Origin of the sequence: Cupriavidus sp. SK-3, assembly GCF_000611145.1 — a bacterium.
In the GTDB taxonomy this organism is placed as follows: Bacteria; Pseudomonadota; Gammaproteobacteria; order Burkholderiales; family Burkholderiaceae; genus Cupriavidus.
On record NZ_JFJV02000049.1, the window covers coordinates 1 to 12863 of the forward strand.

Genomic DNA, 12863 nt, shown 5'->3' on the forward strand with positions numbered 1-12863 from the left:
TTGCCGCCCCTCAGGCGGCAAACACGGCTACACCAAATCGGGAGTTTGACGACGTTGCGCGCTATCCCCTTTATGCCGAGGGCGGCAGCGTCGTGGAAGCGGCCTGCCGCTCACGGCTGGAGACGGTGATCGCGGAGCTTGGGGTCGCCGTTGCCGGGCTGGACTGGCAATGCGACGCCGCCCGCCGATTTCACCGCCAAGCGCCGCCGCATCGTGCGTCTGCGCTCGGTCACGCACGACGCATGAATAAAGGCATGCATGGAGCGGCCGCGTCCACTGCTGGAACCCCACCCCGACTGGCTCGACGCCCTTCTTTACCTGGGCTTGCTGTTGCATGGCATGGCCACCCTGCCCCGATTGCTGCTGCGCGCGCAAGCGCGCTGAATTCGCCCCCGGCAACGGTCATCCGCCCGCCGTCTGCCACGGCACTGTCCAAAAATTAGGCAGACCGATACACAACCGCCACTATTGGGCGAACGCGACGCGCCGGACTTGGTTATCCACACAAACTGTGGATAACGCGATCTGGCATTTGCGGACAAATCATGTACGTGCGTCGCAGCAATCCGCGCTGCGTTTGCGCGGCCATGTGCAATGCCGGGAGACGTTGGCATCACGCCAATCCCGCATTGGGAACAGTGCGCCAGAGCTTGCGGATTCACGCTGCATGGGCTTTACCCCCCTTCATTTAGGACGGGTCCGATTTTATTGGCGCCACGCCGCCAGTAAACTCGCGACATGCTTTTCGCCGCCGCATTCCTTCCCGCCAACATCCATGCCTTGCAGGCGATGGGGCGCGCGTATGCCGGAATGCCAGGCGAACTCGACGAGCGTATCGCTTTGCTCGAGTCCGGGCTATTGGCCTCGGCGACCGGGATCGGGCAGCTGAAGCTTCAGGTCGCCAGGTTGCGCCTGGAAGAACTTCTCTTCGACCAGGCGCAGGCCGCGCCTGAGGCGGACCGGTTCGCCACCATCAAACCTGCATAACGCTTATGACACTTCTATGAAGATCGCACTGCTAGCGGACTTATCGGTTCAGGCCAAGGCCATTGCGGACTCCCTGTCGCGCGCCGGCCTGTACTGCAACACCTACCACGCAAGCCAGGCACTCTTCCATGGCATCGATCAGGCCGCGTACGACGTCCTGCTGATCGACCACGAACTGGCGGACATGCCCGCCGTGGATGCCGTGCGCACGGTACGTGGCGCCTGCCGCTGCGAGGTGCCCGTCATGGTGCTCTCCAGCCGGCGAGACGAAGACTCCGTCGTCAATACCCTGCAGGCCGGCGCCGATGACTACATGATCCGCCCCCTGCGCTCACGGGAACTGGTGGCCCGGCTCCATGCGCTGCAGCGCCGCACCGCCTCGCGCGGGCAATCGCTTGACCGTGCCATCAAGGTCGGCCCTTACGCACTGGATTGCCTCTCGCACCAGGCCGTATTCCAGGGCCGGCGGCTGCCGCTGACGCCCAAGGAGTTCGATCTCGCCTCGCTGCTGTTTTCCAATGTAGGACGCGTCCTATCGCACACGCATATCGAGCTGGCGATATGGGGCTACCCGCTGCCGCCGTCGTCGCGCGCGCTGGCGAGCCTGGTCTCGCGCCTGCGCCGCACGCTGCGGCTCTGTCCCCGCAACGGCCTGGTCCTCACCGTGATCTATGCCCAGGGCTATCGCCTCGATCAAACCGGTCCGGGCCTGGCCGCGCCGAGCCCCCAACGGTTCGGCTGACCACTGCCGCGGCGGCGCCCCTCAGGCCCCCGGCCGGCTGCCTGGCATCAGGTCGCGCAGGTCGATCACGGCAAAACCGCTGGCGGCCTTCTTGGCTTCGCGCTTGGCCATGGCCGCGGCCGCGCCGATATGGCTGCTGCCCAGGCGGGGCAGCCCGGCAATGCCTTCCAGCACTCGTGGCCCGACCCGCACCGCGCCAGCAGCCATCGACACGGCGGGGAAGAACACGGCCTGCCCGCCGCGATCTTCGCCATGGATGCCGCCGGCCGCGCGGTCGGCGTCGTCATACATCTCGCGTGATGCACGATTGAAACGCGCAATCGCCGAGCGCGTGCGTTCCGCCCAGTCGGGGCTCTGGTACAGCACCAGGAAATCGTCTCCTCCCACATGGCCCAGGAAATCCCGCGTGGGATCGCAAGTTTGCGTGAGGATGGCGGCCGCTCCCTTCAGCATTTCGTCCCCCTTCCAGTAGCCGTACTGGTCGTTGTAGGGCTTGAAATGGTTGAGGTCCACATAACAGGCATGGAACTCCGCGCCCGCCTCGATCAGGCGATCGATATGGCGGTTCAGGGGCATGTTGCCCGGCAGGAAGGTCAGCGGGTTGGCGTAGCGCGCCGCCTCCATGCGGATCTCCGTCACCGCGCGGATCAGGTCGGCGCCGGTGCCAAGGCCGGCGTAGCGCCCCCGCTCGGTGATGATGAAGCCGTCGGCCAGCGGACGCTGGTCCTCGCCCGACAGAGCCTGCGCCATTTCCTCGATGCTCGCGCTCAGGTCGAAACAGAGCGGCGCGCGATTGGCCATGCCGATGCAGGCTTTCCTGCCATACAGCTCCCGATGGAACGGCACCGCGAAGCGGTCAATGAGGTAGTGCCGGTTGACGATCGCAAGCGGTGTGTCGTCCTCGCTCACCACCGCCACCGCGTGCAGCCCCGCATGCGCGTGAAACAGCGCCAGCAGTTCGTTGTTGCTGGTGGCCGGGCTCACGGCGGGAGCGGACCGCAGCAGCTTGCCCGCCGACACGCCGGGATTCGCCGAGCGCACTGCCTGCGGAAACACGGCGATCTGCCTGGACACCAGCGCCTGGCGGGCCTGCTGCCCGACTTCCCGCAGCGGCTGCGGCTCCGGCCGTCCGAGGTAATAGCCCTGGCCGAAGGGCACGCCCAGGTCGCGCAGCACCGCCAGTTCGTCGGCGTCCTCGATGCCTTCGGCGATTACCGCGCCACCCGTTGCCTTCACCAGGGCCAGCACCGTGCGCACGACCTCGAGCCGGCGCGAGCAGGTGCCGATACCGCGCACCAGCGACTTGTCCAGCTTGGTGAAGTGCGGTGCGAGAAGAATCAGCCGGTCGAGATTGGCGTGGCCGGTGCCGAAATCGTCCAGCGCGCATTGCATGCCCAACGCGTGCAGCACAGCCATGGCCTGGCCAAAGCGCTCGGCGTCTTCGATGGGCGTCTGCTCGGTGACCTCGATCACCACCCGTTCCGGCGCGATGCTGTCCGCTATCAGGGTTCGCATCGCGCGGCCGTCTTCGGCCAGCAGGTAGCGCAGCGCCATGGTGCTGAAGTTGAGGAACAGCTTGCCGCGCAAGCCGCGCGCCAGGCAGCCGGCTAGTCCGGCGCGCGCCGCCTGCAATTCGATCTGGACGGTTTCGGCCTCGTTGCGGGCGAGACGGAACAAGGCGTCCGGCATGGCCAGCGGCGAGTTGGACGGGCCGCGAACCAATGCCTCATAGCCCAGGATATCGCCAGTGCCGAAGGCGACGATAGGCTGGAAGACGGCGTGCAGCGGCGGCAAACGCAGCCGCGGCGCGCGCGCGCCGGCCAGGGGAGAGGCAAATTGCATGGACGGAGTGAACGTGACGTGGGGAGAGCGCGGCGCCAGGCGCGAAAAGCCGGTGAGCCAAAGTGACTCGCCCTCTATTTCATGTCAGGAATGTGTCACCCGGATGACAAAATCGATTACCCCCTCGCGCGGCCGGGATGTCATGGATGCGTCACAGATGTCGGCCAGCATGCGGGGAAAATCCAATTCATGCCGCCGCCCGCCGCAAGCGCGGGATGGCGGTACCCCAGGGTCAGCAAGTGGGCCGCCCGGTCCATCGGAGTCTCAACGTGTCGCAAACCATCAAACTCAGTCTTCCACGCCGCACGGGCTGGCGCATCCCGTCCTGGCTGGGCCGGCTTCCGCTTGCCGCGCGCATGTGCGCAGCGTTCGCGCTGGTCTATGTGTTTGGTGCCGTGGTCGGGCTGACGGGCATCTTCAGCCTGGTTTCGGTCAAGCAGATGACAGATACCCTTTACCAGCGGGATATGCAGGGCGCCATCGCCGCGGAACGCGCGCAATCGGCGCTGGCCCGGCTTGGCCGTGCCCAGCTGGCGCTGACCATGGCCACCAGCGGCAGCGAGCGCGATGGCGCGGTGGCCGATATCGATAGCGCCCTCGGTGGCCTTGATCAGGCCCTGTCGATCGTTCGCAACGCGGCGCCCGCGCAGGCTCCGGCGTTGCAGCACGAGCGCGACAGTGCCGCCGCAATGCTGCGGGATTACGTCGCCCTGTTGCGCAAGCAGCCGCTCGATGCGTTGCAGTTCGACAGTTCGGTCTCGGTCGATGGCCACTTCCTGGGCGAACAGCTGCAAAAGCTGGCCGGGCTGGTCGAAGTCACCCGCAAGCAGCAGGAGCGGCAGGCCGCCGATACGGTCGCCACGGTAGCCGCCAGCCAGTTGCGGGCCCAGGCCGTGATGGCGGCCATGCTGGTGGCGAGCCTGGCGGCGGCGGCCGCGCTGGCCTGGTTTGCTTCGCGCCTGCTGCTCTCGGAACTGGGCGGCGAACCGGCCGACGCGGCCAAGGTGGCGAGCCGCATCGCCTCGGGGGATTTGCAGCAGCCGGTGCGCGTGCGGGCGGGCGACGAGCACAGCCTGATGTGCCTGCTGGCACGCATGCGCGACCAGTTGGCCGGCGTACTGGAAGGCATCCAGCTTTCCGGCGCCGAAATCGCCGCGGCCAGCGAAGGCATTGCCCATGGCAACCAGGATCTGTCCCGCCGCACCGCACTGCAGGTTGCCGCGCTGGCCGGCGCCGCCGACAGCGTGGCGCGCCTTACCGCACTGGTCGGGCAGGCCCACGCACAGGCCACTGAATCCAGCGCGATGGCGCTGCGGGCACGCGAAGCCACCGACGCCGGCATGGCGGTGGTCGGCCAGATGAGCGGCGCCATGGAGGCGGTGAACCAGCACTCGCGCAGCATCACGGAAATGGTCGAGGTGATCGAGAGCATCGCCTTCCAGACCAACATCCTGGCGCTCAACGCCGCCGTCGAAGCCGCGCGCGCGGGCGAGGCCGGGCGCGGCTTCGCGGTCGTGGCCCAGGAAGTGCGCGGGCTGGCGCAGCGCAGCGCAACCTCCGCGCGCGAGATTCGCGCCACCATTGGCCACGCCAGCGAGGAGATCGCCCGCGGGGCGCGCCTGAGCGGGCAAGTGGTCAGCGCGATGGGCGGCATCGAGCAGGCGGTGGCTCAAAGCCATGCGCTGGCCGAGCGGCTGTGCGGCGTGGCGGACGAACAGGCGCGCGGCATCCGCTCGGTCGGCGAGGCCGTGGCCCAACTCGACCAGACCACCCGGCAGAACGCCGAACTCGTGGAAGCCGTCACGGCGCAGGCCGCCAGCCTGGATCAACAAGCGGCCGGGCTGGCGGCCGGGGTGGCCCGCTTCCGGTTCTGAGAGGGCGGCTATCAGGCGGCGGTCAGCGCGGCAGGTGTCATGGCAATCCAACTACAGTTCTGCAATGCAGAATTGTAGTTCCACCGTGCAGTTGACGCGCAAGGCGATCGGTGGGAATATCCGGCGATCGAACAATCCGGCGGCCCACGCCGGAAGCCTTACACGGAGACTGTATGAGTAGCACTCCCATGCCCGGCGCGCACGCGCCGGCTGCCGCCCCCTCCACCTCGTTTACCCGCCTGCACCAGACCATTGGCCCCTGGGTCCAGAGCCATCCCGAGCGCGTGGCGCTGATGGATGCCGAGCGGTCGCTGCGCTACGGCGAACTGGACAGCGCCATTGCCGAGACTGCCCGCGCCCTTGCGGCCCAGGGCGTGCGCGGCGGCGATCGCGTGGTGCTGGTGACGGAGAACAGCGTGGGCTGCGCGGTGCTGATCCTGGCGCTGAGCGCACTCGATGCATGGGCCGTGCCGGTCAACGCCCGCCTGTCCGCCCGCGAGATCGACAACATCGTCGAGCATTGCGGGGCGCGCATTGCGCTGTACCTCGACAGCGCCCATCCCGAAGCGCGCGAGCACGGCCTGGCACGCGGCGCACAGCCGGCCGAATGGCCGCACGTGGGCCGCCTGCTGCTGGGCGCGACCGACCAGGCCGCCGTGGCCGAGCCGGTGGAAGCGGCGGCGCGCGGCCCGGGCGCGGCGCCGNNACCAGGTCGCGGCGCTGATCTACACCACGGGCACCACCGGCGCCGCCAAGGCCGTGATGCTGACGCATGCCAACCTGATGTTCATTGGCCGCTCCAACCGGCTGCAGGCGCGCGTGCAGCCGGGTGACCGGGTCTACGGCGTGCTGCCGATCTCGCATGTCTATGGCCTGTCGGTTCTGCTGGTCGGCCCGCTCTCGAACGGCGCCACGGTTTATTACGAGCCGCGCTTCCGCCCGGAAAAACTCGCACACGCACTGGTCACGGAGCAACTCACCGTGCTGCACGGCGTGCCCGCCATGTACGCCAAGCTGATCGAATGGAGCCGCGCCCAGGCCACGCCGCTGCAGGCGCCCGCGCTGCGCATGGCGCAATCCGGCGGCGCACCGCTGACGGCCTCGCTCAAGGCCGCCTTCGAAGCCAGCTTCGGAATCATCCTGCACAACGGCTACGGCATGACCGAAACCTCGCCCACGGTCTGCCAGACCCGGGTGGAAGCCCCGCGCACGGACTGCTCGGTGGGCCCGGTCGTGCCTGACGTAGAGATCCGCCTGGGCGAGCCGCTGCCCGACGGCAGCGGCGAACTGCTGGTGCGCGGCCCCAATGTGATGAAGGGCTATTACCGCCGCCCCGACCTGACGGCGCAGGTGATCGATGCCGACGGTTGGCTGCATACCGGCGACCTGGCCCGCATCGACGCGGACGGCGCGGTGGCCATCGTTGGCCGCTCCAAGGAAATCATCATCCATTCCGGATTTAACGTGTACCCCGAGGAAGTCGAGCAATCGATCAACGCCTACCCGGCCGTGCTGCAGTCCGCGGTGGTCGGGCGCGCGGTGGAAGGCAATGAGGAAGTCATCGCCTTTATCGAAGTGCGCGACGGCATGGAAGTGGACCAGGCCGCCCTGCGCGCTTTCCTGCGCGAGCGTCTGTCGCCCTACAAGATGCCAGCCGAGGTCAGGGTCGTGGCCCACTTGCCGGCCGCGCCGTCGGGCAAGATCCTCAAGGCCAGGCTGCGCGAGCTGCTGGCCAGCGCGGGCTGAAGCACAACCCTGACGCCGCCGAGGCCACCGCATGTCCGAACCGCAGAGCGACCCGCAGACCGACGAGGCGCCCCAGCACAAGGAAGACCGGCATTTCGTGACCGCGCTGGCGCGCGGCCTGGACGTGCTGGCCTGCTTCCGCAGCTTCGAGACGCGCCTGGGCAATGCCGAGCTGGCGCAACGCTGCGGCCTGCCCAAGTCGACCGTGTCGCGCCTTACGCATACGCTGACCGAGCTTGGCTACCTGCGGCCGGACCCGGAGCAGCTCAAGTACCAGCTCGGCAGTTCGGCGCTGGCGCTGGCGCCTGCGGCGCAGCGCGGCGTCGACGTGCTCGCCGTGGTGCGGCCGTACATGCAGGAGCTGGCCGACCTGTCACAGGGCGTGACTTCACTGATCGTGCGCGACCGCGCGCAGATGCTGATCTACGAGAATTGCCAGTCGGAGTCATACCTGACGTTGCGGGTAGCGGTCGGCACGCGGATTTCCGGCCTGACCTCGGCTGCCGGGCGCGCCTATCTGGAGGCCCTGCCCGCTGGCGAACAACGCCAGGCGCTCGCTGCCTTCCGGCACCGGGACGGGATGGATGCCGCCAGTGCCGAGGCCATCGTCGCGCGCAGCCGCGCGGACGTACAGCGCCTGGGTTGCACCACATCCTTCGGCGAATGGCTGCCCGACATCAACTCGATCGCCGCCGCCTTCCGCCCCGGCCCCGCGCTGCCGCCGATGACGCTGTCGTGCAGCGGCCCCACGGCCATCCTGCCAGCCACGCAATTGCTCGAGAAGGTGCGCCCGCGACTGGTCGAGCGCATTCGCGAGATCGAATCGGTGCTGCGCGCACAGGACCGCTAAGCCACGGCCCCGGCGTTGCCTTGGCTGTCCTCCATCCCAGACAGCCGCCCGCCCGCATCAAGCCAACGGCGCGGGTGCCGCCATGCCGTATTTTTCCAGCCACGGCGCCAGTTGCGGCAGGATGACGGGGTTGAGCGCCACGCCGTCGCGCAACTGGCGCGCCTTGCGCTCCAGCGCGCCCTGCCCTGGCAGCCGTACGCGCTCCACGCCGGGCCGCGGCGGGTTGCCGGTACAGGCGCGCGCCACCCAGCCCATCTGGGTGGCGAAGGCCTCCTCCCCGGCAAAGGCTGCCGGATCCAGGATCTGCAGGAACACAGTATTGCCCCAGCGCTTGCCTGGATCGTCGCGGCCATGGCCCGTCAATCCGGCGGTCAGCGCTTCCACCATCAGCGACAGCGCAAAGCCCTTGTGGCCGGCATCGAGTCCGCCCAGCGGCAGGATCGAACCCGAGTGCGGCGGGAACAGCACCGCCGGATCGTCGCTGGCATTGCCGTGTTCGTCGATCAGCCACTGGTGCGGCAGCCGCTTGCCTTCCTTGTACAAGCGGCCGGTCAGGCCATTGGTGGTGATGGAAGTGGAGACATCGATCAGCACCGGGCCCTCCGGCGTGGGAAATCCCACCGCCATCGGGCTGGGGGAAAACACCGGGCGCATACCGCCAAAGGGCGCCACGGTGGCCGCGCCGGGCGCCGAGGAAAACAGCAGCATGACGAAGCCGGCCTTGGTTGCCCGCTCCAGGTAAGCCGCCAGGCAGGCGATATGGTGGGAGCGGCGGATCGTGACCGTACCGGTGCCGTAGTCGCGTGCCCGGGCCATCGCGGTTTCCATGGCGCGCAGCGTCAGCCACGGCCCTGGCAGGCGCTTGCCGTCCCAGGTGGCCACGGCGGCGCGATTGGCCAGCACCTCGTAGTCTTCCCTGACCGCCATGCTGCCGCTTTCGATCTCGGCCAGGTAGGTAGGCAGCAATTGCAGGCCATGCGTATCGTGGCCCATCAGGTCGCCTTCGACCAGGATGTCCGCCACGTCGGCGGCGCGCTCGGCTGGCATGCCGGCGCGCTCGAGCATGGCCTGCGCCATGCTGCGCAGCGCAGCAGCATCATGGCGCGCAGTGGCTGTGGATTGGCTTTGCATAGTGGCTCCGTCAGGTCGGGCGTGCCGGGCACGCCTCTGGTTTTACTCGTTGACCGATACGCCGGCGGCCTTGACCACCTTTTCCCAGCGCACCTTTTCGGCCAGGGCGAAGGACTGGAACTCGGTGCTGGGCCTGGGATCGGGCTCGGCGCCGGCGTTGACCAGCTGCTCGCGGAACTCGGGCCGGCGCATGGCTGCCATCACGGCGTCGCTGACCTTCGCCACGATCTCGCGCGGCGTGCCGGCCGGCGCGAACAGGCCGAACCAGGAGCCGGTGACAAAACCCGGCAGGCCGGCCTCTTCCATGGTAGGCACGTCAGGCAGCGCGGCCATGCGTCTGGCGCCGGTGACAGCAAGCGCCTTGAGCTTGCCGGACTTGACGAACGGCAGCGAGGTCGGCGCGTTATCGAACATGATCTGCACCTGGCCGCCCATCAGGTCCGTCACCGCCAGCGCGCTGCCCTTGTACGGCACGTGCACCATCGCGGTTCCGGTCATCACCTTGTACAGCTCGCCCGACAGGTGGATCGAGCTGCCCGCGCCCGACGAGGCAAAGGTGGCGCGTCCGTTCTCGCTCTTCACGAACTGCGTAAGCTCCTTGACGTTGCGGGCCGGCACCGAGGGATTGACCACCAGGATGTTCGGCACCGAAGCGACCATCGCCACGGCCGTGAAATCCTTCGCCGTATCGTAAGGCATCTTGCGATAGAAACTGGCGTTGATGGCGTTGGTACCGACCGTGCCCATCAGCAGCGTGTAGCCGTCCGGCGCGGACTTGGCGACAATGTCGGCGCCGATATTGCCCGAAGCGCCGGGGCGGTTCTCCACCACTACGGGCTGGCCCAGCGCCTTCTGCAGGTCGCGCCCGATCAGGCGGGCCACGATATCGGTATTGCCGCCGGCGGCAAACGGCACCACCACGCGGATCGGCCTGGAGGGATAGGTATCCGCCTGTGCGGGCAACGCCGCGCACGCGGTGGCCGCAGCCAGTGCCGCCAGCAGCGCGCGGCGTGAAGGCTTGAAGCTTTGATGCATGGTTGTCTCCTTTGTGGTTCTTGTAGTGGCCATGCTGCCGGCCCGAGGGTCATGCGAAGTGCGCTCAATGAGACGGATCCGGCAGCAGCCGCCCCGGATTCATCAGCCCGTGCGGGTCCAGCGCGTGCTTGATTTTCTGCATCAGCGCCATTTCCACGGCGGATTTGTAGTGCGCGTTCTTGTCGACCTTGAGCTGGCCGATGCCATGTTCGGCCGAGATCGAGCCGCGCGTGCGGTGCACCGCCTCGTACACCAGCGCGCTGATCGCCGCGCCGTTGGCCCGCACGAACTCCGGCTGCGGCATGCCCTGCGGCGCGCTGACGTTGTAGTGCAGGTTGCCGTCGCCGAGGTGGCCGAAGGCCAGCACGCGCGCCCCCGGATGCGCGGCCACGATGGCGGCGCTGGTGTGCGTGATGAACTCGCCGATGGCCGAGATCGGCACCGAGATATCGTGCTTGAGGTTGTCGCCCTCTTGCGACTGGGCCTCGGGCAGGTGATGCCGGATCCGCCATAGGCCATCGGACTGCGCCAGCGAAGCGGCAATGGCTGCATCGGACACGATGCCGGCCTCGAAGGCCTCCTCCATCAACTCGCCGAAGGCTTGCGTGGCATGGGCTTCGCTGTGCGGGTCGCTGCTTTCCAGCAGGACGTACCAGGGATGCGCCTGGTCGAACGGCGCGCGGCAGTCCGGGAAATGGCGTGCCACCAGTGCCACGCACACGCCGCTCATCAGTTCGAACGCGGTCAGCGTGGCAGCCAGCCGGCGCTGCGCGAGTTCCAGCAGGCGCAGCGCCGCGTGCGGGTCGCTCACCGCGGCCAGCGCGGTCATGCGCGCGGCCGGCCGGGGGAATAGCTTGAGGGTAGCGGCGGTAATCACGCCCAGGGTGCCCTCGGCGCCGATAAAGAGCTGCTTCAGGTCGTAGCCGGTGTTGTCTTTACGCAGGCCACGCAGGCCGTCCCAGGTCTCGCCGTCGGGTGTGACCACTTCCAGGCCCAGACATAACTCGCGCGTATTGCCATAGCGCAGCACCTGCACCCCGCCCGCGTTGCTGGCGAGGTTGCCGCCGATGGTGCAACTGCCCTCCGCACCCAGCGACAGCGGATACAGGCGCCCCGCCTCCTGCGCCGCCTGCTGGACGGCGGCCAGGATGCAGCCGGCCTCGGCGGTCAGCGTGTTATTGAGCGGATCGATCTCGCGGATGCGGTTCAGCCGCGCCGTGGAGAGCACCAGCGCGCGCCCGCCGCCATCGGGAATGGCGCCGCCCACCATGCCGGTATTGCCGCCTTGCGGCACCAGCGGCACCCGCCGCGCCGCGCACCAGCGCACGATCGCAGCCACATCCCCGGTGGTGTCCGGCTGCGCCACCGCGAGCGCGCGGCCGGTCCAGCTGCGGCGCCAGTCGGTGAGGAACGGGGCTGTGTCCTCGGGTGCGGTCAGCAAGCGGCCGGCAAACCGGCTGCGCAGGTCGGCCAGCGTGGCATCGGTCATGGCGTGTCTCCTGTTTTTGTCTTATGTGGGGTGTCTTCTTGTTCTGGCAGTGCTAATCGGCGATGCGCATCGCCGGCGTGATCTGGCGCGGATCTGTCACCAGTTCCAGCAACGCAGGCTTGCCCGCCGCCTGTGCCCGGGCGAAGGCCGCGGCAAAGTCCTCCGTCTGCGTCACGCGTTCGGCCCATGCCCCGCACGACTGCGCCATCGCGACGAAATCCGGGCTCGGGATCGCCGTGCCGCTGACGCGGCCCGGATAGCGCTTTTCCTGGTGCATGCGGATGGTGCCGTACATGCCGTTGTTGACCACCACCACGATCAGGTTGACGCCGTACTGCGCCGCGGTGGCCAGTTCCTGCGGATACATCAGGAAGCAGCCGTCGCCGGCGAAGCACACCACGGTGCGCCGCGGGTCGCGCAGCTTGGCGGCAACCGCCGCGGGCAGGCCGTAGCCCATGGCGCCGCAGGTCGGCGCCAGCTCGGTGCGCGGCTGGCGGTAGGCGTAGAAGCGATGGAGCCAGACGGTGTAGTTGCCCGCGCCGTTACTCAGCACGGCGTCGTCGGGCAAGACGCGGTCCAGGTGCGCAATCACCGCGCCCATGTCCACGCCCGTGAGCTGCGGGTGCGGCCTGGCCGGCATGGCGAAGGCGGTATGCGCGGCGCGCGCGGCGCTGGTCCATTCGCCCCAGCGCACGGCGGCGGGCGGCGTCAGCGCAGCCAGCATGGCGGCGCCGGGCTCGATGCCCGCATGGATGGCCAGCTCGGGCTGGTACACGCGGCCAAGCTCGGCGCTGTCGGCATGCAGGTGGATCAGGCGCTGGCGCGGGCGCGGCACTTCCAGCAAGGTGTAGCCATCGGTGGCGATGTCGCCCAGCCGCGTGCCGAAGGCCAGGATCAGGTCGGCATCGCGCACGCGCTCCGCCAGCGCGGGATTGACGCCAAGACTGAGGTGGCCGACGTAGTGCGGGTCGCGGTTGTCGAACACGTCCTGGCGGCGGAAGGCGCATGCCACCGGCAGGTTCCACCGCTGCACGAAGGCGGTGAAATCGGCCGCCGCGCGCGCGCTCCAGTTGGCGCCGCCGGCGATCACCAGCGGACGCTGCGCGCCGGCCAGCGCCACGGCGAGCGCTGCCGCGTCGGCCGCGCGCGGGGCGGCCTCCCCCGGGC

At 68.5% G+C, this 12863-nt stretch carries 11 protein-coding genes and 1 pseudogene; 7 read left to right on the forward strand and 5 right to left on the reverse strand.

The annotated features are described in order from the left end of the window. The first annotated feature begins 258 nt into the window (after positions 1-258). The 3 genes from CF70_RS38545 to CF70_RS05005 all read left to right on the forward strand — a co-directional run bounded on the left by CF70_RS38545 (position 259) and on the right by CF70_RS05005 (position 1729). Positions 259-384: a hypothetical protein gene (locus tag CF70_RS38545; RefSeq protein ID WP_255350632.1), complete on the forward strand. Its 126-nt coding sequence runs from the start codon at positions 259-261 to the stop codon at positions 382-384. A 354-nt stretch (positions 385-738) separates the two neighbouring features. Next, positions 739-987 (forward strand): hypothetical protein, encoded by a 249-nt coding sequence (locus CF70_RS05000; RefSeq protein WP_035861268.1) that lies wholly within the window; start codon positions 739-741, stop codon positions 985-987. 16 nt (positions 988-1003) lie between these two features. Continuing rightward, positions 1004-1729 carry a response regulator transcription factor gene (locus tag CF70_RS05005; protein ID WP_051648047.1) on the forward strand — a complete coding sequence of 242 codons (726 nt, stop codon included), beginning with the start codon at positions 1004-1006 and terminating at the stop codon, positions 1727-1729. Between the two features lie 21 nt (positions 1730-1750). On the opposite strand, the gene CF70_RS05010 is transcribed toward CF70_RS05005, so the two are convergent. Beyond that, positions 1751-3571: a phosphodiesterase gene (locus tag CF70_RS05010; protein ID WP_152561692.1), complete on the reverse strand. Its 1821-nt coding sequence runs from the start codon at positions 3569-3571 to the stop codon at positions 1751-1753. Between the two features lie 269 nt (positions 3572-3840). On the opposite strand from CF70_RS05010, the gene CF70_RS05015 reads away from it, so the two are divergent. The 4 genes and pseudogenes from CF70_RS05015 to CF70_RS05025 all read left to right on the forward strand — a co-directional run bounded on the left by CF70_RS05015 (position 3841) and on the right by CF70_RS05025 (position 8041). Next, positions 3841-5445: a methyl-accepting chemotaxis protein gene (locus CF70_RS05015; protein ID WP_035861271.1), complete on the forward strand. Its 1605-nt coding sequence runs from the start codon at positions 3841-3843 to the stop codon at positions 5443-5445. A 173-nt stretch (positions 5446-5618) separates the two neighbouring features. Next, positions 5619-6149: AMP-binding protein (locus tag CF70_RS37355; protein ID WP_235184886.1), on the forward strand; the 531-nt coding region annotated here is incomplete at its 3' end. A 2-nt stretch (positions 6150-6151) separates the two neighbouring features. Next, positions 6152-7191: pseudogene (locus CF70_RS05020) on the forward strand (class I adenylate-forming enzyme family protein); the annotation flags it as partial. 31 nt (positions 7192-7222) lie between these two features. Further along, a complete protein-coding gene (locus CF70_RS05025; RefSeq protein WP_035861273.1) occupies positions 7223-8041 on the forward strand; it encodes an IclR family transcriptional regulator in 819 nt (272 codons plus the stop codon). 57 nt (positions 8042-8098) lie between these two features. Here CF70_RS05025 and CF70_RS05030 read toward each other — a convergent pair whose 3' ends face one another. The 4 genes from CF70_RS05030 to CF70_RS37360 all read right to left on the reverse strand — a co-directional run. Beyond that, the gene (locus tag CF70_RS05030) at positions 8099-9172 is read right to left on the reverse strand and encodes an Ldh family oxidoreductase (RefSeq protein ID WP_051648048.1); all 1074 of its coding nucleotides are present in this window, start codon (positions 9170-9172) and stop codon (positions 8099-8101) included. Between the two features lie 42 nt (positions 9173-9214). Beyond that, entirely contained in the window at positions 9215-10207 is a 993-nt protein-coding gene (locus CF70_RS05035) for a Bug family tripartite tricarboxylate transporter substrate binding protein (protein ID WP_035861276.1), read from the reverse strand. A 64-nt stretch (positions 10208-10271) separates the two neighbouring features. Continuing rightward, entirely contained in the window at positions 10272-11696 is a 1425-nt protein-coding gene (locus tag CF70_RS05040; protein ID WP_051648049.1) for an FAD-binding oxidoreductase, read from the reverse strand. 52 nt (positions 11697-11748) lie between these two features. After that, positions 11749-12863: thiamine pyrophosphate-dependent enzyme (locus tag CF70_RS37360; RefSeq protein WP_235184887.1), on the reverse strand; the 1115-nt coding region annotated here is incomplete at its 5' end.

What these genes read in the sequence shown, in the direction of transcription:
- CF70_RS38545 (WP_255350632.1), top strand. Translation starts at nt 259, where the DNA reads ATGGAGCGGCCGCGTCCACTGCTGGAACCCCACCCCGACTGGCTCGAC.
- CF70_RS05000 (WP_035861268.1), top strand. Translation starts at nt 739, where the DNA reads ATGCTTTTCGCCGCCGCATTCCTTCCCGCCAACATCCATGCCTTGCAG.
- CF70_RS05005 (WP_051648047.1), top strand. Translation starts at nt 1,004, where the DNA reads ATGAAGATCGCACTGCTAGCGGACTTATCGGTTCAGGCCAAGGCCATT.
- CF70_RS05010 (WP_152561692.1), bottom strand. Translation starts at nt 3,571, where the DNA reads ATGCAATTTGCCTCTCCCCTGGCCGGCGCGCGCGCGCCGCGGCTGCGT.
- CF70_RS05025 (WP_035861273.1), top strand. Translation starts at nt 7,223, where the DNA reads ATGTCCGAACCGCAGAGCGACCCGCAGACCGACGAGGCGCCCCAGCAC.
- CF70_RS05030 (WP_051648048.1), bottom strand. Translation starts at nt 9,172, where the DNA reads ATGCAAAGCCAATCCACAGCCACTGCGCGCCATGATGCTGCTGCGCTG.
- CF70_RS05035 (WP_035861276.1), bottom strand. Translation starts at nt 10,207, where the DNA reads ATGCATCAAAGCTTCAAGCCTTCACGCCGCGCGCTGCTGGCGGCACTG.
- CF70_RS05040 (WP_051648049.1), bottom strand. Translation starts at nt 11,696, where the DNA reads ATGACCGATGCCACGCTGGCCGACCTGCGCAGCCGGTTTGCCGGCCGC.